The organism is Actinoplanes sp. CA-131856 (genome assembly GCF_050956135.1).
Classification (GTDB): domain Bacteria; phylum Actinomycetota; class Actinomycetes; order Mycobacteriales; family Micromonosporaceae; genus Actinoplanes.
The window spans coordinates 2,009,126-2,030,115 of the sequence record NZ_CP191849.1 but is presented as its reverse complement, the minus strand read 5'-3'; the positions used below and the strand labels follow the sequence as shown (position 1 = coordinate 2,030,115).

The following is a 20,990-nucleotide window of genomic DNA, read 5'->3' as shown; positions in this document are numbered from 1 at the left end:
TGAAGGGCTGTCCGATTTGTGACCACGGCGTAACTTTTGCCAGCACCGCTCGTGATCGGCCAAATACGTTTCGTGGAAGGTTACGGGTGAATCAGAACACATAATTCCTCGTCACCGGCCGGGTGACGGCCACCCGATATTCACTCGTCCGCTGCCCTAATCGTCACTACCGGGCAAAACCCTCTCCCCCGAACGGCCAATCGCGCCGACAACTCGACGTAACATCCCGTTCCGGTACCCTCGTCGCCGTGACGGACGGGAAGATGCCCCTGCGCGCCAAGGTCGCGACCTCCGTGTCGAAGACCGCGGCCGCGCTCTCCAGGGCCGCGGGACGCGGCGACGGCTCGGTCATCGGCGGCTGGATCGGTCTCAAGATCGATCCTGAGTTGCTGAGCCACTTGGCGACCGGTCGGGCCATCGCGCTCGTCTCGGGCACCAACGGCAAGACCACGACGACCCGGCTGGCGGCCGCCGCGCTCGGCGTCCTCGGCCCGGTGGCCACCAACTCCTTCGGCGCCAACATGCCCACCGGGCACACGTCGGCGCTGGCCAAGGCCGGCCAGACGCCGTTCGCGGTGCTGGAGGTGGACGAGCACTATCTCCCCCGGGTCATCGACGAGACCCGGCCGAGGGTAGTGGCCCTGCTCAACCTCTCCCGCGACCAGCTCGACCGGGCCAAGGAGGTGGCGATGATGGCGCAGCTGTGGCGCACCGCCCTCGCCGGCCACCCGGACGTGAACGTGGTGGCCAACGCCGACGACCCGATGGTCGTCTGGGCCGCCTACGGCTCGCAGAAGGTGACCTGGTTCAGCGCCGGCCAGCGCTGGCAGGACGACTCGTGGGTGTGCCCCGAGAGCGGCGACCCGATCGAGCGGGAGAACGGCGACTGGTGGTGCACCGGCTGCCCGCTGCGCCGGCCGATACCGCAGTGGCGCGTCGAGGACGAGGGCGTCATCGACCCGCGCGGCGACTGGCACCTGGTCAAGCTTCAGCTGCCGGGCACCGTCAACCTGGGTAACGCGGCGACCGCGCTGGCGGTGGCGGCCGAGTTCGGCGTGCGCCCGATCGAGGCGCTCCCCCGGCTCTCCACGGTCACCTCGATCGCGGGCCGCTACGCGCAGGTCGACCGGGACGGCCGCAACATCCGGCTGCTCCTGGCCAAGAACCCGGCCAGCTGGCTCGAGGCGTTCGACATGGCCGAGCAGGCGCCGACACTGCTCTCCATCAACGCGCGCGACCCCGACGGCTTCGACACCTCCTGGCTGTACGACGTCGACTTCGCCCCGCTGTACGGCCGGCCGGTGCTGATCACCGGGGAGCGGGCGTACGACCTCGCGGTGCGCCTCGAGGTGAACGGGATCCCGTTCCAGCACGTTAGAACCTTCGAGGAGGCGCTGCAGACCGTGCCGCCGGGCCGCCTCGAGGTGATCGCCAACTACACCGCGTTCCAGGACATCCGAGCGGAGCTAGACCGTGTCAACTGAGGCCTTGCGCATCGTCTGGATCTATCCGGACCTGCTGTCGACGTACGGCGACCGGGGCAACCTGCTGATCCTGGCCCGCCGGGCCGCCCTGCGCGGCATCCCGGTGGAGACGTACTCGGTCCGCTCCGACCAGCCGATGCCGGCCTCGGCCGACATCTACCTGATCGGCGGCGGCGAGGACGGCCCGCAGGCCCTGGCCGCCCAGCGGCTGATCAACGACGGCGGCATCCACCGGGCCGTGAACCAGGGCGCCGCGGTCCTGGCCATCTGCGCCGGTTACCAGCTGTTCGGTCACTCGTTCTTCGCAAAGGGCGCCAAATGCCCGGGGCTAGGGCTGCTCGACCTGCACTCCGACCGGGGCGAGACGCGCGCCGTGGGCGAGCTCCGCGGCGACGTCGACCCCCGCCTGGGGCTGCCTCCGCTGAGTGGTTTCGAAAATCACGGCGGCCGCACCCACCTGGGCCCGAACGCCTTCCCGCTGGCCCGGGTGACGGCCGGCATTGGCAATGACGGCCAAACCGAGGGAGCCTGGGCAGGGAAGATTCTGGGCACCTACTCGCACGGCCCGGCCTTGGCTCGCAACCCAGCTATAGCCGATCTGCTACTGCGTTGGGCGATCGGCGCGGATAGTCTTGCCCCGGTCGACGACACCTGGGCCGAGCGCCTCAGGGCCGAACGACTGGCCGCAGCCGGAGCCTGACGACGTTAATGACGACGAGACACTGGGACGGACGACTGCATGACTGACATCCTGATCGCCCCGCGGGGCGCCACCACCCTCGCGGACCCTCAGGTTGCTGCTCCTCAGTCCCTGGGATGGCGGCGCCGGCTCGCCCGGTTCGGCATCCTGGGCGTCGTCATCGCGGCCATCGCGGTCGCCGCGGCCGTGCTGCCGATCCACGAGATCGCCAGCGGCATCGCCGCGCTCGGCCCGGCCGCCGCGGCCATCATCGCCGTGGTCGGCGGCCTGCTGCTCTCGGTCCTGGTCCCCCGCACGGCCATCACCGTCGCGTGCGGCGCCCTGCTGGGCGCCGCCACGGGCGCGGCCACGGCCCTGGCCGCCGCGGTCATCGCCGCCGCGGTGACGTACTACGCGGGCCGCTGGGTCGGCCGGGGCGCCCTGCAGGCCCGCGCCGGCGGTAAGCTCCAGCGTCTCGACGGGTGGCTCAACAAGCGCGGCCTCTCGGCGGTCCTGCTGGTCCGCTTCCTGCCGCTGGCCCCGTTCGGCCTGGTCGGCTACGCCTACGGCACCACGAGCGTCTGCCGCAAGCGCTACCTGCTCGGCACCACGCTGGCCGCCATCCCGTCCGCCATCTCGTACGCGACGATCGGCGCCGCGGTGACCCGCCCCGGCGAGATGAGCGTGCTGTCCTTCGCCCCCGCCGCGATCGGCTTCATCCTGACCACCGGCATCGTGATCTGGTGGAAGCGCTCCGCGAAGAAGGCGGCCACCGAGGCGCCTCTCGCGCCTGCCGTCTGAGCGGACCAAAGGCACAGACCGCATATAGTACGAATTCTCATCTGCTTCACCCGCAAAAAGGCCGCTCCCGATCCACGGGCGCGGCCTTCAGCGTTTCTCCGGGCCGCAGGGCGTCCCGGCCTCAAAAGTTGTGGTCACCCTCAACCCCGACCACCGTGTTCTGCGGCGATCCCGGCGGCGTGACCAGCCCCGTGCGTGCCCGCATCGGGGGCCGCGCACGGGCGAAGGCCCACCGCTCGGGCGGTGGGCCTTCGGAATGACCACGGCTACGCGCGAAAGGCGCGCTGCGGCCTTGAGCCGTACGGAGGTCGCGCTGAGCTTCCCGGAAGTGCCCTCGTGCGGTTGGGCACCCGTGAACCCGTACCTCCGCTGTAGGGGTTGACCTTTCGTCAGACGACGACGCTGACCAGGCGACCGCTCACCACGATGACCTTTTTCGGGTCCCGGCCGGCCAGGACGTCCGCCACCGATGTCAGGGCCTCGGCGCGGATGTCGGCCTCCGAGGTGTCCGGGGAGACCGCGATGCGGGCCTTGACCTTGCCGTTGACCTGGACGGGATAGGTGATCGACTCGGCTACCAGCTGGGCCGGGTCGGCCACCGGGAAGTCCGTGTAGGCCAGCGTGCCCTCGTGGCCCAGCTTGGCCCACAGCTCCTCGGCCATGTGCGGGGCGAACGGGGACAGCATCAGCACCAGCGGCTCCACCGCCTCGCGGGACGCGACGGGCAGCGGGGTCAGCGTGTTGGTCAGCTCGATCAGCTTGGCGATGGCCGTGTTGAAGCGCAGCTCGTCCATGTCGTCGCGGACGCCGGCGATCGTGCGGTGCAGATGCTTGCGGGTCTTGGAGTCCAGCGGGGTGTCGCTGCTGCGGACGGCGCCGGTCTCCTCGTCGACGACCAGGCGCCACACTCGCTGCAGGAAGCGCTGGGAACCGACCACCGCCCTCGTCTCCCACGGCCGGGAGACATCCAGGGGGCCCATCGCCATCTCGTAGACCCGGAACGTGTCGGCGCCGTACTGGTCGCACATCTCGTCGGGGGTGACGACGTTCTTCAGCGACTTGCCCATCTTGCCGTAGCTGCGCGTCACCTCCTGATCGCCGTAGAACCACTTGCCGTCGCGCTCGACGACCTCCTCGGCCGGCACGTAGAACCCGCGCTCGTCCTGGAACGCGTACGCCTGGATGTAGCCCTGGTTGAACAGCTTGCGGAACGGCTCGAAGGACGAGACGTGGCCCAGGTCGTACAGCACCTTGTGCCAGAAGCGGGCGTACAGCAGGTGCAGCACGGCGTGCTCGACGCCACCCACGTACAGGTCGACGCCGCCCGAGTCGCCGTCGCGGCGCGGGCCCATCCAGTACGCCTCGTTGTCCGGGTCGACCAGCGCCTTCTCGTTCTCCGGGTCCAGGTAGCGCAGCTCGTACCAGCAGGAGCCGGCCCACTGCGGCATGGTGTTGGTCTCGCGGGTGTACGTCTTCAGGCCGTCGCCCAGGTCCAGCTCGACGTTGACCCAGTCCTTCTTGCGGGACAGCGGGGTCTCGGGCTCGCTGTCGGCGTCGTCCGGGTCGAAGGTGCGCGGCGAGAAGTCGTCGACGTCGGGCAGCACCACGGGCAGCATCGACTCGGGCAGGGCGATCGGCAGGCCGGTCTCGTCGTAGACGATCGGGAACGGCTCGCCCCAGTAGCGCTGCCGGCTGAACAGCCAGTCGCGCAGGCGATAGGTGGTGGCGCCGCGGCCGTGTCCGTGCTGCTCCAGCCAGGCGATCATCTCGGCCTTGGCCTCGACGACGCCCTTGCCGTCCAGCCAGTCGCTGTTGACGGCCGGGCCGTCGCCGGTGAAGGCGCCTTCAAAACCTTCAGGAGCTTTCACCGTACGGATGATGGGCAGCTCGAAGACCTCGGCGAACTGCCAGTCGCGCTCGTCCTGCCCCGGCACCGCCATGATGGCACCGGTGCCGTAGCCGGCCAGGACGTAGTCGGCGATGAAGACCGGAACCTTTGCACCGTTCACCGGATTTGTCGCATACGCACCGGTGAAGACGCCCGTTTTGTCCTTGGACTCGGTGCGCTCTTCTTCGGTCTTCGCGGCCGCTTGTGCCCGATATGCGGCGACGGCTTCCTGCGGCGTCGCCGCGCCGCCGGTCCACTTCGGATTTGTCGGATTTGGCCATTCGGTTGGCGTGATCTTGTCGACCAGCTCGTGCTCGGGGGCCAGGACCATGTACGTCGCGCCGAACAGCGTGTCGGGCCGGGTAGTGAAGACGGTGATCGTGTCGTCGTTCACCGGGAAGTCGACGTGGGCGCCCCGCGACCGGCCGATCCAGTTGCGCTGCATCAGCTTGACCGGCTCGGGCCAGTCCAGCGTGTCCAGGTCTTCCACCAGGCGGTCGCCGTAGGCGGTGATCCGCATCATCCACTGCTTCAGGCTGCGCTGGAAGACCGGGAAGTTGCCGCGCTCGCTGCGCCCGTCCGGCGTGACCTCCTCGTTGGCCAGCACCGTGCCCAGGCCGGGGCACCAGTTGACCGGGGCCTCGCTGACGTAGGCCAGACGGTGGTCGTCGATCAGCTTGCGCCGCTCGACGGCCGACATGTCGGACCAGTCCTTCTCCGGGGCCTTCCTGTCGCCCGACTCGAACGCGGCGATCAGGGTCTCGATGGGCCGCGCCCTGCGCACCTCGGGGTCGAACCACGAGTTGAAGACCTGCAGGAAGATCCACTGCGTCCACCGGTAGTACTCGGGGTCGGTGGTGGCGAAGCTCCGCCGGTCGTCGTAGGCCAGGCCCAGACGGCGCAGCTGACCGCGGTAGCGCTCGATGTTGGCCGCGGTGGTGACCGCCGGGTGGGTGCCGGTCTGCACCGCGTACTGCTCGGCCGGCAGGCCGAACGCGTCGAAGCCCATCGGGTGCAGCACGTTGAACCCGGCCTGCCGCTTGTACCGGGTGTAGCTGTCGGTGCCGATGTAGCCCAGCGGGTGACCGACGTGCAGGCCCGCACCGGACGGGTACGGGAACATGTCCTGGACGTGCAGCTTCGGCGCGCCGTGCCGCGGGTGGCCGGGGTCGGCCAGTTCGCCGGCCGGGTTCGGCGCGTGGAAGGTCCCGTTCTCGGCCCAGTAGGCCTGCCAGCGCGGCTCGATCTCGTTGGCCAGGGCGGCGGTGTATCGGAACGGCGGGGTCTCTGGCTCGCTCATGGTCGGCATCCGTCTTCTTCGTGGTTTATGAAGCAGGGCACAAAAAAACCCCTCACGCAGGAGGGGTCGCCGTGCTGGCCGGTCTCGGAGAAACGCTGTCTCAGAGAAGGCCGCACGGCTGGCTAAGAAGCAGGAAGTGCCGAGCCATGCCTTGCATGATACCGGTCGCCGCCCGGAGGCGACGACCGGTATTCACGGTGGGATCAAGCGGCCGGTCCGTAGACCGACAGCTCGGTCGAGTCCTGGAACACGCAGCCGCTGTACGCGGGCGGCTGGCCGGCCGGGCAGAGGCCGGCGTTCTGGCCCTGCGTGGTCAGCATCGTGTACCGGACGAAGGCCACGTCGTCACCGGTGCCCGCGGTCAGCGCGACCGTGGTCGGCGTGACGGTGCCGCCCGGGAAGGCGCCGCTCGCGGCGACCGCCCAGGTCGTGCCGTCCTTCGAGGTCTCGACACGGTAGTCACCGGTCGAGGCGGTGATGTCGTCGCCACAGGTGGCCGACGGGTTGATCACCAGTTCGGAGATGTCGACGGCGCCGGAGAGGCGGATGACGGCGTTCTGGCCGCCGGCCGCGACGTCCGAGCCCCAGCCGGAGATCTGCGACTGGTCGATCAGCTGGGCCGGGCCACAGCCGTACGGCGTGTAGTCCGGTCCGGTGAAGCTGACGATCGAGCCGCCACCCGAGGAGGCCGCCCAGTCCTTGCGGACCGACCAGTTCTCCGTCTTGGTGCCCGAGTTGATCGACAGGGTCTTCACGACGATGTCGTAGCCGGCGCCGCGCGCGAACACCTTGGCGTACGTGCCCGGGATGATGCCGGTGATCTTGTACGTCCCGTCGGCGGCCGTGGTGGCCCGGTAGTCACCGGCGAAGCCGGAGGCGTGACCGCCGAAGGCGACGGTCAGGCCGCCCACCGCGGCCTTGGTGTCCGAGTCGGTCACCTTGCCGGTCAGCGTGCCCCGCGGGGTGCTGGCCGACGGCGGCATCGAGAAGTCCTCGACCGGCTGCGCGTCGTCGCCGTCCACGGCGGCGGCGAAGTAGCCCATGCCCCGCTTGGCGAAGACCTTCCAGATCGTCTTGGCGTTCTTGCCCTTGTTGACGACCAGGTCGGCGGCGAGGATCGAGTTGCGCATGTCCAGGAAGGACGGGTTCGACGGGCTGAGCTCCATGGCCCGCGTCACGATCGACTGCGAGGTCTTGCTGCCGATCGCGGTGCGCAGGTCCCACAGGGTCTGCGCCCAGATCTCGCCGTCCGCGTGCACCTCGGGGCCACCGGCGTAGATCTTGCCGAAGTCGCCGTAGGTGTAGCCGCCGGGGCCCGCGCCGGGGGTGCCGGGGCAGACGGTGGCGGACGCGCCGACCGTGCAGTCCAGCGCCTCGGTGCGGATGGTGCTGCCGGCCGTCCAGTACTTGCCGATCAGCACGTCGCCCGGCTTGTTCGGGACGTCCTTCTCCAGGCCCTTGCTGAAGATGTAGTCCGAGGCGTACCAGTCGCTCCACGCCTCACCCATCGAGCCGCCCTGCACCTGGCTGAGCGTCGAGTTGCCGGCCGCGTCGACCACGAGGCGGTTCGAGAGGCCGTGGGTGTACTCGTGGAACACCACGTCGGCCTCGTCACCGGTGTTCGCGGCGACCGAGCCCGGGCCCGGGGTCAGCAGGTACATCTGCATGACCGGCGGGATGCCGTCGGGCGGGGTGTTCATGTTGGCGTTGTCGGTGTGGTTGCCGTCGGGCAGGCCGTCGGCGGTGTTCGCGCCGTCCATGGCCTGGCCCTGCACCGCGTCGCCGTCCTGCGCCTCGAAGTTGCCGGCGGCCCGGGTGAAGCCGATCGGCGACGCCTTGAGGTGGTCGTGGAACGTGCCGAGGAAGGTGAACAGCTGCACCGCGTTCTGCTTGCGGTTGACCTGCCACGAGTTCGGCGTCTCGGGGTCCCACGAGCAGGGGTAGGCGTCCGAGCAGAGGCCGCCCACCTCGTCGTTGAAGTCGACGAACGGGTAGTCCCAGCGCTTGATGCCGGACGGGCCGACCTCCTCGCTGGGGTCCGCGAGGTCGTTGTCGTTCACATCGGACCAGACGTGGGCGACGTTGCCGGACAGCTGCCGCGCGTTGTTCGGCAGCCAGCCCTTGGCGGTCAGGTCGACCTTCTCGGGGGTGCCGCCCTTGGGGGCGCCCGGGTAGTTCTTCCACACGTCGCCCGCGGTGTCGTTGGCGATCGTGCTGTGCCGGTAGAGCACCTCGCCGCTGGCGGCGTCGATGACGTGCACGTAGCCCTCGTCGACGACGATCGTCTGGTACGCGAGGCGTACCCCACTGGCGGTCTGGAACCACACCAGCTTGGCGTTGCCGTTGTCGCTGAAGGTGGTGACGCCCGCGGCCGACTTGGTGGCCTTGGCGGTGGACGTGCCGAAGACGTCCTTGACGGCGGCGGCGCGGGCGCCGGCCGGGGTCAGCTTGGCGGCGCCCGCGGACGGCGGCAGCGCCTTGAGCGGCGAGCCGTCGACCTGCACGAGGCGGCCGTCCTTGGTCACGTGCGCCTTGAGGCCGTTGCCGAACACCGGCACCCCGTCGGCGACCTGGATCCAGCTCAGGTGGTGGGTGCCCTCGATGTCGACGTAGTCCTGGCGCAGCTCGAGCGTGGCCAGGTCGGCCGCGGTCAGGCCGAAGACGTCGGTGTGGGCGGCGATGTACTCCAGCGCGATCTTCGCCGGCTTCTTCTTGCTCGGGCCGGTCAGGAAACCGTCGAGCTTGGCGACCCGGCGCGGGGTGCCGGTCGCGCGGTCGATGTCGACGATGCCCTGGACGCCCAGGGAGTTGCGCAGGGTGTTCACCGTCGTGGCGGACGGCGTCGCGACGAGCGCGCGGCTCAGGGCGGCGCTGGGCGCGGCGGCCGCCGCGGCGGCCAGGTTGGCGCGGCTGTCGTAGTCGGCTCGCCGCTGCTGCTTGCTGTCGGTGGCCCCGGAGACGGCGCCGGGTAGCGGCGCTGCTTGTGCCTGTGCCGGCAGCAGTGCTGCCAGCAGGGCGACTCCGGCGGCGGCCGCTCCCACCCGCTTGGTTGCGGACGGCACGGATAACGCTCTCAATTCAGCCCCTCTCGACCGGGCCAGAGACTGGCCCATCGATGGCTGATGCTCTTGCCGATCGGCAAATATAACTAGAGCGATGTCTGATTCTTTACCTATCCGATACGCATGTCCGGTTGACGGTTGTCGAATTACGCCAGTGGCCGTCCTCGGCGAGTTGCTGTGATCGGGCTAACCTGTGTGAGCGGGCCCCGGCACCATCAGGCGGGCTGCGCATATCACCATGGAGGAGGCCCGTGACAACCCCGACCTGGGACGAGCCCGGCGGACCGCTGCCGAGCGAGGACTTCCGCGCCGCGACGACAGCCATCATGGCCAATATCGAGCAGGTCATCGAGGGCAAGAGCGCGACGGTGCGGCTCGCACTGGCGGTTCTGCTGGCCGAGGGCCACCTGTTGATCGAGGACGTGCCGGGCGTCGGCAAGACCAAGCTTGCCAAGGCGCTCGCCCGCTCCATCGACTGTTCGGTTCGCCGCATCCAGTTCACCCCCGACCTGCTGCCCAGCGATGTGACCGGCGTCAGCGTCTACAACCAGGAGACGCGCGACTTCGAGTTCAAGCCGGGCGCCGTCTTCGCCAACCTGGTGGTCGGCGACGAGATCAACCGCGCCTCGCCCAAGACCCAGTCCGCCCTCCTCGAGTGCATGGAGGAGCGGCAGGTCACGGTCGACGGCACGACGTACGAGCTGCAGTCGCCGTTCATGGTGATCGCCACGCAGAACCCGATCGAGATGGAGGGCACCTACCCCCTTCCCGAGGCGCAGCGTGACCGGTTCACCGCCCGCATCGCGATGGGATATCCCGATCCGCGGGCCGAGCTGGCCATGCTCGGCGGCCACGGCGCCCACGACCCGCTGAGCGACCTGCGGGCCGTCGCCGACGCCGCCCTGGTCCGCCGGCTGATCGCCACCGTGCGCGACGTGCACGCGGCCGACGCCGTCCAGCAGTACGCGATCGCCCTGGTCACCGCGACCCGTGAGGCCCCGGAGATCCGTCTCGGCGCCTCACCGCGGTCCACGCTCCAGCTGCTGCGCACGGCCAAGGCGTTCGCCGCCCTCGAGGGCCGCGACTACGTGCTGCCCGACGACCTGCAGGCGCTGGCCGTGCCGGTCCTGGCGCACCGGCTCATCCCGACCGCGGACGCGCAGCTCAACCGGCGCACCACCGACGCCATCGTGGCCGAGATCGTGCACCGGCTGCCGTTGCCGCACGACCGCAACCGCTCGCCGTACGACACCCGCAACACCGGTGGCGCGCAGCAGCAGTACGAGCCGCGGGGGCGCTGATCATGCGGGAGGCCCTCCGCGGGCTCACGACGCGCGGCCGCTCGTTCCTCGCGGCGGCCGCCGCGGCGGGCATCTCCGCGATCATCCTCGGCGAGCGCGACCTGCTGCGGGTGGCCGTGCTGCTCGCGGCGCTGCCGCTGCTCGCCGCCGCGTACGTGGGCCGCAGCCGCTACAAGCTGGCCTGCACCCGGTCGCTCGACCCCGGCCGCACCCCGGTCGGCTCCAGCGCCCGGGTGATCCTGCGCCTGCAGAACATGTCCCGCCTGCCCACCGGCACACTGCTGCTGGAGGACAGGCTGCCGTACGCCCTGGGCAGCCGCCCGCGCGTGGTGCTGGAGCGCCTCGGCGCCCACCAGGCCAGCTCGGTGGCGTACACGGTCCGCGCCGACGTGCGCGGCCGCTACCCCATCGGCCCCCTGGTCATCCGGCTCACCGATCCGTTCGGTCTGTGCGAGCTGACCCGCTCGTTCCCGAGCGTCGACAAGCTCGTCGTGATCCCCCAGGTGGTCACACTTCCGACGGTCCGCCTGGCCGGTGAGTACGCGGGCACGGGCGACAGCCGGGCCCGCTCGGTCGCCGTGCACGGCGAGGACGACGCGGCCACCCGCGAGTACCGCCGCGGCGACGATCTGCGCCGTGTGCACTGGCGCTCCACGGCCCGTACGGGCGAATTGATGGTCCGCCGCGAGGAGCAGCCCTGGGAGAGCCGGGCCACGGTCGTGCTCGACACCCGCGTGTTCGCCCACCGCGGCGAGGGGCCCACGGCCAGCTTCGAGTGGGCCGTGTCGGCCGCCGCGAGCATCGCCATGCACCTGCGCCAGCAGGGCTACAAGCTGCGCCTGGTGACCGGCACCGGCATCGACATCGACGCGTCCGAGGCGGCCGGCGAGGGCGTGATCCTCGACACCCTGGCCGACGTCAAGACCGCGCAGAACGGCGACATCTCGATCCTGGTCGAGCAGGTGCGCCGCCGCTCCGACGGCGGCCTGGTGATCGGCATCTTCGGTTCGCTCACCGTGCCCGAGGCCGAGCTGCTGGCCGGCCTGCGCGGCAACGGCGCGACCTGCATCGGCTTCGCCATCGACAGCTCGACATGGGTCAACCTGACCCCGGGCGAGCGGCAGGAGTCCGACAGCGAGCACGCGGCGGCCGCGCTGGCCCTGGTGCAGAACGGCTGGCGCTCGGTGCCGGTCGTCCACGGGTCGACGCTGCCGCAACTCTGGCCGGCCGCCGCCCGCGGCTCCAGCGGCTTCGCCTGGCGGGCCGCGATGGCCGAGACAGTGGGAGGAGTCATCCGATGACCGGCCCCCGCCGACTGGGGCTCGTGGCGGCCGCGGCGACGCTGCTCGCCGCCGCGCCGATCTCGTCGATCTTCGACACCTGGAAATGGCTGATGATGTGCCTGCTCGTGGTGGGCTTCATCGCCGGCGCGGCGTTCGCCGCGCGGTCGCTGCGGTTCCCCACGTGGGCCCAGGCACTCAGCATGATCGTCGTACTGCTGCTCATGCTGACCTGGATGTTCCCCAGCGGCCACGAGTTCCTGGTGCCGACCCCGTCCACCTTCGGCCACTTCGCCGATCTGTTCACCCAGGCCGGTCAGGACACACGGTCGTACGCCGTGCCGGTCCCCGACCGCGACGGCCTCCTGTTCGTCACGGTGCTCGGCATCGGGTCCGTGGCGATCGCGGTCGACCTGCTGACCGTGGTGGTGCGCCGCCCGGCCCTGGCCGGCCTGCCGATGCTGGCCATCTACTCGGTGCCGGTCGCCGTTTACATCGACAGCGTCCCGGTGCTGCCGTTCATCATCGGCGCGATCGGCTTCCTCTGGCTGCTGGTCTCGGACAACATCGACCGGGTACGCCGGTTCGGGCGCCGCTTCACCGGCGACGGCCGTGACGTCGACGTGTGGGAGCCGTCCCCGCTGGCCGCGGCCGGCCGCCGCCTCGGCGTGATCGGTGTGGCCGCCGCGGTGCTGCTGCCGCTGGCCGTGCCGACCATCACCGGCGGCCTGCTCTCCCAGCTCACGCAGAGCGGCGCCGGCGCCGGCAACGGCGTGGGCGGCGGTGGCAACGGCGGGCGGATCAACCTGTTCGCCTCGCTGAGCGGCAACCTCACCCAGAGCGAGACGGTCGAGCTGGTCCGGCTCACCACGAACGAGACGACGCCGTTCTACCTGCGCTTCGGCGTGGCCGACCAGCTCACCAACCTGGGCTTCGGCAGCCGCTCCCCCAGCGGCCAGGCGGTCGCGGCGGGCATGCCCGACCCGCGCACGGGCACGGCGGGCGGCAGCTACCAGGAGTTCACGGCCGACGTGAAGGTCAGCAACAAGCTCAACCAGGGCATGCTGCCGGTCTACCAGAACACGGTGTCGGTCGACGGCCTCCAGCGCGGCTGGTTCTACGACAACAACCAGCAGGTGGTGTACTCCAACCGCAACTCCACCAAGGAGCTGGAGTACAAGTTCGACTACGTGCGGGCCCGCTACCAGCCGACCGACCTGCGCCAGGCCGAGCCGCTGGCTCCCGACGACCCGATCGTGCGGCTGAACACGGCCCACCCCGAGGACGCGACGGTGGCGGCGCTGGTCACCCGGCTCACCGCCGGCAAGACCAACGAATACGACAAGGTCCGGGCGCTGTACGACTACTTCTCGTCGAAGAACGGCTTCACGTACAGCCTGTCGACGCAGGCGGCGAACAACAGCACCGAGATCGCGGCGTTCCTGCAGAACAAGGTCGGCTACTGCCAGCAGTACGCGGCGGCGCTGGCCTGGATGGCCCGCCAGGCCGGCATCCCGTCCCGTGTGGCGTTCGGTTTCACCCGGGGCGACAGCCGCGAGGGCAACACGTACGTCATCACGAACAAGAACGCCCACGCCTGGACCGAGGTCTACCTGCAGGGCTTCGGCTGGATCCCGTTCGACGCGACCCCGTCGGCCGGCGTCCGCGGAGCGGCCCGCTCCGACTGGGCGCCCGACACGGAGCTCCCGCCGTCCGCGGCACCGACCGCGTCCACGTCGGTGGCTCCCGGCGCCGAGGCGTCGGGCCCGGCCGGCACCATCGACCGTCCCGACCGCCCCGACCTGAACGACCCGGGCGTGGCCGGCTCGACGACCACCACCGAGTCGGGCAACCTGGGACAGACGGTGCTCATCGTCGCGCTGATCGCCCTGGTCCTGGCCCTGCTGCTGGTGCCGGCCCTGCGCCGCGTCCTGGTCCGCCGCCACCGCTACGCGGCGACGGTCCCCCGGGTCACGGCGTTGCCGGAGGCACAGACGGGCCGCCCCGACGTGGTGGTGACGGCGGAGACCACAAAGGCCAGACAGGACGCCCACGCGGCCTGGGACGAGCTGCTGGACACGATGGTCGACTACCGGGTCCCCCTGGACCCGTCGGAGACCCCCCGCGTCACGGCCCAGCGCCTCATCAAGGACGCCGTGCTGATCGACGAGTCGGCGACTTCGGCGACATTGCTGGGTACGGCCGAGGAACGCGCACGGTACGCCCGCAAGCCCCTCCAGGGCGGCGAGCTGACCGCGGCGCTCAACCACGTACGACGGGGCCTGTCCCGCTCGGCCACCAGGCGCACCCGCCTGACCGCGACCCTGCTGCCCCCGTCGGTCCTGATGCGCTGGCGCCTGGGCCTGGCCGACTCCTCGGCCAAGCTGGTGGGGGCGGGAAGCCGCTTCCGCGAGGTCCTGTCCCGCTTCAGCCCACGCCGCCTGCTGGCCAACCGGGGCCGCTGACAAGAAAGATGCCGCCGCCCACCCGGGGCGGCGGCATCTTTTCGTCCTATGTGAAGTTCAGCTCGTCCAGCGAGGTGATCCGGCGCTCGTCGACACCGGAGTGGGCGCCGGCCCGGTCGAGCAGAACAGCGGCCAGTCCGGCCGCCCGCGCACCGAGCACGTCCTTGCGCAGCGAGTCCCCGACCATCAGCGCCCGAGAGGCGTCGACACCCACCCGCTCGACCGCATGCCGGAAGGCGCGCGGGTCAGGCTTCCCGGCCGGCAGAGTCGAGGACGCCACCATGAGATCAACCTCAGGCAGCAACCCGAGCCGATCAAGCTTGCGCAGCTGCTGCCCTTCCTCCCCGTTGGTGAACACGGCGACGGCGAGCCCCGCCGCCCGAGCCCGCCGAAGAGCCGGGACAGCGTCGTCGAAGAGGGCCCACCCGGCTTCGTACCGCTCCAGATAGCCGGCGAAGAGCCCATCCGCCTCGGCGTCGCTGAGGGCCACCCCGAGGAAGTCCCGGACACGCTCCCGGCGCTGCTCCCCGAAGGCGATCTCCCGCCGTTGGTAGCGCTCGTAGTGCCGCTCGGACACGAGAGCCCACCGAGCGGGAACATCGGCCCCGGTGTCACCGAGCCCCGCGGCCCATTCGACAGCCGCGGCCCGAAACGCCGTCTCCTGATCGACCAACGTGTCATCCAGATCAAAAAGCACGGCTTCCAGCACGCCCGGATCCTGACATGCCGGGACAAGCGGGCAGAACCCGGCCTACGACGAGAACCGGCGCCACCCCACAGGCCGGGCCATGATGACGATGAACGTGCCCAGAGGCCCCTACAGACTAGGAACGAAGTAGGGCCGATGATCCAGACATTTCCGGCGAACAAGCCATTGGTTCACGGGATAGAAAGCGACGATGACTGCCAGCCCGCCCAGCCAGCCCAGAAGGTCATGCATCGCACCGCATCCTCGCCCTAGATCAACTAGACGATAGCCTCACGCACCCAGAAGAAGTTTCCGCTGTTCGGACGACGTGCCCGGCAATCTCGGGCCTGCCCCGCGGGCGTCCCCGGCCCGGCGACGCGCTCGATCAGCCGGATTCCAGGCGCGTCGAGCCCAGCACGGTGACGGTTCCGCTCCCACCCCCAAGGACCTTCCTCACCAAGACCAGCCCGGTCGGCCCAGCCATCCCCAACCGCAGGCCGAACTCAAGGACGCCGCGGGTACACCCGACGACCAGGAGCCGAGCGTGCGGGCAGCTTCGCGCGGGTCCCGACAGCAAAGCGCTAGCAGCCAAGCGCGCGCAGGGCGCAGGCGACAGGCGGCTTCGCGGGCAACCCGACTACCAAGCGCGCGGACGAACGGACAAGCGGCCGGCTAGACGCGGAACCAGCAACCGACCCACGAGAGCCAAGCGCACGGCGCCAGGCGGTCTCGCACGGAACCGAGAGCCGGGCGGAAGGCGGAACCGATAGCCGGGCGGAAGACAGCCGAGCAGGCAGGCGACGGGCAGGCGGGCGACAGGCAGGCGGGCGACGGGCAGCTTCGCGGCCGCGAGGATTGCAACCGGGCGGGACAGGCAGGGCGCGCGGCCGGCGGACGCTGAGCGCCGATGGGCGGGACGCGCGGGAGCGGCGGACGCTGGGCGCCTATGACCGGGGCGCGCGGGCAGCGGACGCTGAGCACCGATGACCGGGACACGCAGGCGGCGGACGCTGAGCACCGATCAGCGGGACGCGCAGGCAGTGGACGCTGAGCGCCAAAGGGCTAGGCGCGGGGAAACGGCAGATGGCGGCCTGAGGCCGCCATCCTGCTCTGGCCGGTGCTGTCGGCATCGGCTCGGGGGCCTGCTGTACGCCGGAGGCGGGCAGCTGGCCTTTGGTGCCGGCCGGCCGGGGCCGGGCGGCTCGCTATGCGGTTGTGGTCGTCAGCGGTGACCCTCGGGCCGCTGGCGCCAGCGGTCCTCCAGGCGGTCGAGGAAGCCTGACTTGCGGGTCTGGCGGGTGCGGCGTGTGGCTGTGCCGCCCACCGCGTGGAGGTCGGGGGCCGAGCCCTTGCGACGGGACTGCATCGCTAGTGCGGCCGAGCCGAGCATGACGACGAACCCGGCCACGCCGAGGGGCGTGTTGCTGCTGACCGTCCCGTAGACGACCAGGGCGAGGCCAAGGATGATCACGAACGCGGCGATGAGGAGCCGGCGCCGTGCGTGGAAACGCGGGTCGCTGGCCCGCACAGCCGAGGCGAATTTGGGGTCCTCGGCAAGCGACCGCTCGATCTGATCGAACAGCCGCTGCTCGTGCTCCGAGAGCGGCACGGCATTCCTCCCCGGGCGCGGTAACCGGTCCCTCGGGTTGGGACCGGGGTGTCACTAAGGTAAGTGGCTCGGGACAGCCGTCGGCTGCCTTACCGAGCAAGTCTACGAGGGGGTTGGCGGGTCGGAAAGCGGGACGACCGTCGAGTGCGGGTGATTTTCGGTTCGGCGTAGATCGCTTTGTCCCAAAAGACTGGCCGGACCGACGCTCGCCCGGCCGAACCGGGCGATCACCGCGTCGGTGGCGGCCTCCGCCTCGCGCCAGCCACGCTCCGGCTCACCCAGGCTGAGCTGCCGCGACGTGGTGGCCGCGTCGGTGAGGCCCTCGACCCGGACGCCGACCAGACGAATGTGGTCGCGCGCGCCCAGCGCCGTGAACAAATTCCAAACCGTCTCGAAAATCTCACGTGCCACATCGGTGCTCGTCGGCACCGTCCGAGATCGGTTGACCGTCCGGAAGTCGGCCAGCCGCACCTTGATCGCGATCGTGCGGCCCACGTAGCCGCTCGCGCGCAGGCGCGCCCCGACCTTCTCGGAGAGGGCGAGCAGGCTGCGCCGGATCAGGAGCGGATCGGCGACGTCGGTGTCGAACGTCATCTCGGCGCCGATCGATTTCTCCTCACGCTCGGGCGTCACCCGCCGCGGGTCACGCCCCCACGCCAGCTCGTGCAGGTGGGTGGCCGAGGCCTCGCCGAGCGCGCCCCGCAGCATGCTCACCGGCGCGTGGGCGATCTCGCCGACCGTGGTGAGCCCGAGCCGGCGCAGCGTCTCGGCCGCCCGCTCCCCCACGCCCCAGAGCGCGTCGACCGGCAGCGGATGGAGAAAATCGAGCACGAGACCGTGCGGGACGACGACCACGCCGTCGGGCTTGGCCCGGGTGGAGCCGAGCTTGGCCACGAACTTGGTCGAGGCGACACCGACCGAGCAGGTCAGCCGTTGCTCCTCGATCATGCGCCGGCGGATCAGCTGGGCGATCTCGACCGGCCGCCCCAGGAGCCGCTGGGCGCCGGCCACGTCGAGGAACGCCTCGTCGGAGGAGAGCGGCTCGACCAGCGGCGTCACGTCCCGGAAGATCGCCATGACGGCCCGGGAGGCCTCACCGATGGCGGGCCCGTCGACCGGCAGGAAGATCGCCCGAGGGCAGAGGAGCCGGGCCCGGGCGGTGGGCATGGCGCTGCGTACGCCATATCGCCGCGCCTCGTAACTCGCCGAGCTGACCACCCCGCGCGGCCCGACACCGCCGACCACCACCGGCTTGCCCCGCAGCGAGGGATCGGCCCGCACGGCGACGGACGCGAAGAAGGCATCCATGTCGACATGCAGGACGGTGCATCCCGCGTCGTCGGCTTCGGGCCCGAAACGCGGGTCACGCCCCCTCGGCACCGCCTGGCTTCGTCCCACGCCATGAGGCTAACGACACCCCCTGACAAAAACGCCGAGGAACAAACCGCACATTTCGGCCAAGGAGGTCAGCCGCGGGCAAAGAGATCGAGGGCCGGGGAGGAGCAGCGCGGGAGCGGGGCGGGCAGCACGGGCGCGGGGCGGCCAGCACGGGCGCGGGGCGGCCAGCACGGGCGCGGGGTTAGGACGGCGGGCAAGAGCTGGGCGCGGCAAGGGGCAGGCCAGGGCAAAGGGCCGGGCCGGGTACGGCGGGAGTCAGGCTCGGGCGATCAACAGCGGCACTGTCATCTCGGCCGCGGTCACCGAGCCGTGGTAGGCGATCAACCGGCCCACCGGCGGCGGCTCCCAGCCGCTGGCCAGGGCGACCGCCCGGTTGCGGCAGACGATCACCACGTCGCCGATGCGGGAGCGGTGTTCGGCCGGCACCGGGCCGAACCAGCCGTCGTCGATGATCTCCTCGCGGGTCATGACCCACGCGTCGTCGCCCATGACCGACTGCCAGGCGGCGATCAGGTCGGCCGTCGCTCCCGGCTCCGCGTGCAGATAGCGGACGCGCGGCTCCCCCGCCACCGTCGCCACTCCGTCCGACAGACTCGGGTTGCCGGCCATGTCGTAGCGGCATTCGACCGGCACGTTCAGCTGACCATGATCGGCGATCACCAGCAGCGCCGAGCGGGGCGGCAGCCCGTGGACCAGGCGGTCGAGCAGATCGTCCACTCCCTGAGCGGCCAATCGCCAGTAGTGCGAGTCGACCCCGTACAAATGACCGGTCTTGTCCAGATCGGCGTGATAGCCGTACACCAGGGCCGGACCCTCAGCCAGCGCCTCCAGCATCCGTTCGGCCAGCTCAGCACCCTCGGACGCGCTCCGGAACGACGCTCCCCGATAGGCCGCGACCGTCAGGCCACTGCCCTCGAACTCCGGGCGTACCACCTGGGTGACCTTCACCCCCGCGGCCGCCGCCGTCTCGAAGCGGGTCGGCACCGGCTGCCAGCCCGCCGGGTCCGGGTCGTCGTTCCAGTGGACGTGGTTGAGCACCCGCCCGTCCGGGCGCCGCGTGGTGAAGCCGAGCACCCCGTGCGCGCCCGGCGGCACTCCCGCGCCCACCGTGACCACGCTGACCGGTGTCGTCGAGGGGAACCCGGTGGTCAAGGTCCGTGCGCCGGTGGCCAGTTCGTTCAGGACCGGTGTGTACGGCGCGGCGACCGGCAGCTGATGGACACCGAGCCCGTCCACGAGCAGCACCGCGATCCGGTCCACCCCGTCCAGCTGTTCCCGCAGGCCGAGCGTGTCGGCCGCGCCCGGAACCCCGAGCACCGCGCTCGCGCTGGGAAGAACATCGGAGAGGCTTCCTTCGCCGTACGCCGGACGAACCGTCACAAAAGCAGCATCCGGCAACCGATCGTCGGGCACCACGAGCGGCCCGCTCAGCGAGGGCTGAGTATCGGGCGGAATCCGCCCGGTCAGCGCTTCCCGCTCGGACAGCGACGCCGCCGAGCGCCGCGAGGGAGAAGAGGACGCGGCGGGAACGGCGGACGTGGAGTTGATCTCGGACATCAGCGGCTCCCGGACTCAGTGGCGACGACGCTCGGGGCGGAGAGGGTCAGGGTTGGCGAGGGTCAGGGTCGGCGAAGGCCAGGGTTGGCGGCGGTCAGGGTCGACGAGGGCCAGGGTTGGCGGCGGTCAGGGGCGACGACGCTCAGGAGGGGCGGCAGTCAAGAGGAGCGGCGGTCAAGCGGAGCGGCGGTCAAGAGGAGCGGCGGCGACCAGGGCGGCGGCGGTCAGGAGTGGCGGGCGAAGACGTGCAGCTGGGAGGCGATGTCGCGAAACGGGGGCCGGGCGGCCAGTTCGAGCTCCAGGGCCAGCAGGGCCTGCGGGTCCTCCTCGACGACCGCCGCCGGCAGGAGATCGGTCAGAACCCGTACGCCATGGGTCTCCTCCGGCTCGAGACCCGCCGAGCGCAGGAGAGCCGTGGCGCTCTCCACGTCGAAGCGGCGGCGCAGGGTGTCGCGCGCGCCGGCCCGGCCCTCGGGGTCGGCGGCGACGGCGGCGGCCGAACCGAGGTGACCGTTTATCGCCCGGCCCAGGATGGCCGCGGCCTTGCTCGCGACCAGCAGGCTCACCGCGCCGCCCGGGCGCAGCGCGGCCGCGATCGCCTCGACCACCGAGGCCGGGTCGTCGACCACCTCGAGGACCGCGTGGCAGAGCACCAGGTCGGCGCTGGCCGGCTCGACCAGGCCGGCGAGCGCGTCGCCGTCGCCCTGCACGGCCCGGACCCGGTCGGCCACGCCGGCGTCGGCGGCCCGGCGGGTCAGGGCGGCCAGCGCGTCGGGGCTGGCGTCGACGACGGTGACGGTGTGGCCGGCCTCGGCCAGCGGCACGGCGAAGCCGCCCGTGCCGCCGCCGACGTCGATCACGGTCAGCTCGCGGCCGGCGTTCCGCTCCAGCTCCCGCCGCAGCACCGCCCAGACGGCGGCGGTCCGGGTGGTCACGAGCGGTCGGGCGGTACGCGTCGATGCGATTTCCACACGCGCAGCGTAACGGCCGTCCGCCCGCCTCGCGCTCGTGGAGGCCCGCTCAGAACTCGAACAGGACGCCCGTGGCGCGGCGCATCTCGCAGGTGTTGCCGAACCTGTGGGTCCACTTCACCGGCATGCGGCGCCACACGCCGGTGACCTCGGCCGTCACCGGGGCGTAGATCATCACGCAGGCGGTGGTCTTCGGTTCGATCCTGCCGGGATCCGCTCCGACCGCGCTCAGCGTCTCGCAGGCCGCCTCGGGCTTGGGATGGCCGCCACCGGCGGGTTCGCAGTCCAGCGTGACGGCCATCGCGAAACCGGACTCCGACGTGTACTGCAGCTTGAGCGCCACCTTGGGCTCCTGAGGGCGCGGCGGCGAACCGTAGGGCTTGGGGTCGGCCACCGGCCCGGGAAGGAGAGCGGCCAGAGCGGTGACGGAAGTAAGCAGAGTCGTGAACACAAAAGCCCCCTAAAACCGACAAATCATCCTCAAGAGTAACGAGGGCCGGTGGTGCT

14 protein-coding genes are annotated in these 20,990 nt (G+C 70.9%); 6 read left to right on the top strand and 8 right to left on the bottom strand.

The window, feature by feature from the left end:
* Positions 1–263: 263 nt before the first annotated feature.
* The 3 genes from ACQP2X_RS09780 to ACQP2X_RS09770 are packed head-to-tail and all read left to right on the top strand — an operon-like array spanning position 264 to position 2,964.
* The gene (locus ACQP2X_RS09780; RefSeq protein WP_498700885.1) at positions 264–1,484 is read left to right on the top strand and encodes a MurT ligase domain-containing protein; all 1,221 of its coding nucleotides are present in this window, start codon (positions 264–266) and stop codon (positions 1,482–1,484) included.
* Positions 1,474–2,184 carry a type 1 glutamine amidotransferase gene (locus ACQP2X_RS09775; protein WP_498695896.1) on the top strand — a complete coding sequence of 237 codons (711 nt, stop codon included), beginning with the start codon at positions 1,474–1,476 and terminating at the stop codon, positions 2,182–2,184. The genes ACQP2X_RS09780 and ACQP2X_RS09775 overlap by 11 nt, the downstream gene beginning before the upstream one ends.
* 39 nt (positions 2,185–2,223) lie before the next feature.
* A complete protein-coding gene (locus tag ACQP2X_RS09770) occupies positions 2,224–2,964 on the top strand; it encodes a TVP38/TMEM64 family protein (RefSeq protein ID WP_498695895.1) in 741 nt (246 codons plus the stop codon).
* Between the two features lie 389 nt (positions 2,965–3,353).
* Here ACQP2X_RS09770 and leuS read toward each other — a convergent pair whose 3' ends face one another.
* Both leuS and ACQP2X_RS09760 read right to left on the bottom strand, forming a co-directional pair.
* On the bottom strand, positions 3,354–6,161 hold the full coding sequence (gene leuS, locus ACQP2X_RS09765; RefSeq protein ID WP_498695894.1) for a leucine--tRNA ligase: 2,808 nt from the start codon (positions 6,159–6,161) through the stop codon (positions 3,354–3,356).
* Between the two features lie 194 nt (positions 6,162–6,355).
* Positions 6,356–9,214, bottom strand: coding sequence for a M36 family metallopeptidase (locus ACQP2X_RS09760; RefSeq protein ID WP_498695892.1), 2,859 nt, complete (start codon positions 9,212–9,214; stop codon positions 6,356–6,358).
* 251 nt (positions 9,215–9,465) lie between these two features.
* Here ACQP2X_RS09760 and ACQP2X_RS09755 point away from each other — a divergent pair, with 251 nt between their 5' ends.
* Genes ACQP2X_RS09755 through ACQP2X_RS09745 form a run of 3 tightly spaced genes read left to right on the top strand, consistent with a single transcriptional unit; the run spans position 9,466 to position 14,260 of the window.
* The gene (locus ACQP2X_RS09755; RefSeq protein ID WP_498658102.1) at positions 9,466–10,515 is read left to right on the top strand and encodes an AAA family ATPase; all 1,050 of its coding nucleotides are present in this window, start codon (positions 9,466–9,468) and stop codon (positions 10,513–10,515) included.
* A gap of 2 nt (positions 10,516–10,517) precedes the next feature.
* On the top strand, positions 10,518–11,816 hold the full coding sequence (locus ACQP2X_RS09750) for a DUF58 domain-containing protein (RefSeq protein ID WP_498695891.1): 1,299 nt from the start codon (positions 10,518–10,520) through the stop codon (positions 11,814–11,816).
* The gene (locus ACQP2X_RS09745) at positions 11,813–14,260 is read left to right on the top strand and encodes a transglutaminase TgpA family protein (RefSeq protein ID WP_498695890.1); all 2,448 of its coding nucleotides are present in this window, start codon (positions 11,813–11,815) and stop codon (positions 14,258–14,260) included. Before ACQP2X_RS09750 ends, ACQP2X_RS09745 begins: the two co-directional genes overlap by 4 nt.
* Positions 14,261–14,306: 46 nt before the next feature.
* Here the strand turns inward: ACQP2X_RS09745 and ACQP2X_RS09740 are convergent, their stop codons facing one another.
* The 6 genes from ACQP2X_RS09740 to ACQP2X_RS09715 form a co-directional block, all read right to left on the bottom strand.
* Entirely contained in the window at positions 14,307–14,969 is a 663-nt protein-coding gene (locus tag ACQP2X_RS09740) for an HAD family hydrolase (RefSeq protein ID WP_498695889.1), read from the bottom strand.
* 1,201 nt (positions 14,970–16,170) lie between these two features.
* Positions 16,171–16,557 carry an SCO2097 family morphological protein gene (locus ACQP2X_RS09735; RefSeq protein ID WP_498658098.1) on the bottom strand — a complete coding sequence of 129 codons (387 nt, stop codon included), beginning with the start codon at positions 16,555–16,557 and terminating at the stop codon, positions 16,171–16,173.
* A gap of 102 nt (positions 16,558–16,659) precedes the next feature.
* Positions 16,660–17,955 carry a DNA polymerase IV gene (gene dinB / locus ACQP2X_RS09730; protein WP_498695888.1) on the bottom strand — a complete coding sequence of 432 codons (1,296 nt, stop codon included), beginning with the start codon at positions 17,953–17,955 and terminating at the stop codon, positions 16,660–16,662.
* A gap of 255 nt (positions 17,956–18,210) precedes the next feature.
* Positions 18,211–19,422 (bottom strand): alkaline phosphatase family protein, encoded by a 1,212-nt coding sequence (locus tag ACQP2X_RS09725; RefSeq protein ID WP_498700883.1) that lies wholly within the window; start codon positions 19,420–19,422, stop codon positions 18,211–18,213.
* 314 nt (positions 19,423–19,736) lie between these two features.
* Positions 19,737–20,483 carry a methyltransferase domain-containing protein gene (locus ACQP2X_RS09720; protein WP_498695887.1) on the bottom strand — a complete coding sequence of 249 codons (747 nt, stop codon included), beginning with the start codon at positions 20,481–20,483 and terminating at the stop codon, positions 19,737–19,739.
* Positions 20,484–20,532: 49 nt separating this feature from the next.
* A complete protein-coding gene (locus tag ACQP2X_RS09715; RefSeq protein ID WP_498695885.1) occupies positions 20,533–20,934 on the bottom strand; it encodes an SSI family serine proteinase inhibitor in 402 nt (133 codons plus the stop codon).
* Between the last annotated feature and the right edge of the window lie 56 nt (positions 20,935–20,990).